Below are 828 nucleotides of genomic sequence, written 5' to 3' on the forward strand. Positions count from 1 at the left end.
TGTAAATGTTAATATGAAAGTGCATAAAAGTTCCAACATCAAAATGTAGGAATTTATGCACTTTTTATGTTATCTTTTTTCAATATATAATTGTAGGGAATTACCAAAGAGGTAGGTGCAATTATGAGAGAGGATATACATAATAAGTTAAAAGAATTTACAAGAGAGGAGCTATGCCTATTGAATAAAAGTGAATTAGCACGGAGATTTAATTGTGATCCTAGAACTGTAGAAAGATATTTAAAAATCAGCTCTGGAGAGCTGGTCCCGAAAAAGTCATCAAGAGTTTACACTAGTCTTTTAGATGATTATAAATCTATCATTATTGAGAAGGTAGATAATTACGGTGCCACTGCTATGGCAGTGTACAAATTCATTAAAAAGAAAGGATATAAAGGTAAATATAGTACAGTTGCAGATTTCATTAACAAGCATAAAAAAGTTGAAATTAAGAAGGCAACCATTAGATTTGAAACTACTCCAGGCTTACAAGCTCAAGTAGATTGGAAAGAAAATCTCACTATGATAAGTAAACATGGAGAAATATTTAAAGTTAATATTTTTCTTATGGTCCTTGGATACTCTAGAGTAAAATATGTTTCACTAACAGAAAATCGAGAGCAAAAAACTCTATTTACGTGTATGATTGATGCTTTCCGATTCTTTGGTGGAATTCCTAGAGAAATACTTTTTGATAACATGAAAACAGTAATAGATAGAAGTAAAACAAACTTCTCACGCGTTGAATTTAATACAACCTTTAAACATTTTGCTGATGATGCAGGTTTTAAACCTATTGCATGTAGACCATACAGACCTCAAACAAAA

At 30.8% G+C, this 828-nt stretch carries 1 protein-coding gene; it reads left to right on the plus strand.

Going from position 1 to position 828, the window contains the following annotated elements:
- Nucleotides 1–123: 123 nt before the first annotated feature.
- Nucleotides 124–828, plus strand: a 705-nt coding sequence (istA, locus tag A500_RS19060) for an IS21 family transposase (RefSeq protein ID WP_016209208.1), incomplete at its 3' end; no start/stop codon positions are given.

It is taken from the genome of Clostridium sartagoforme AAU1 (genome assembly GCF_000401215.1).
Lineage (GTDB): Bacteria > Bacillota > Clostridia > Clostridiales > Clostridiaceae > Clostridium > Clostridium sartagoforme.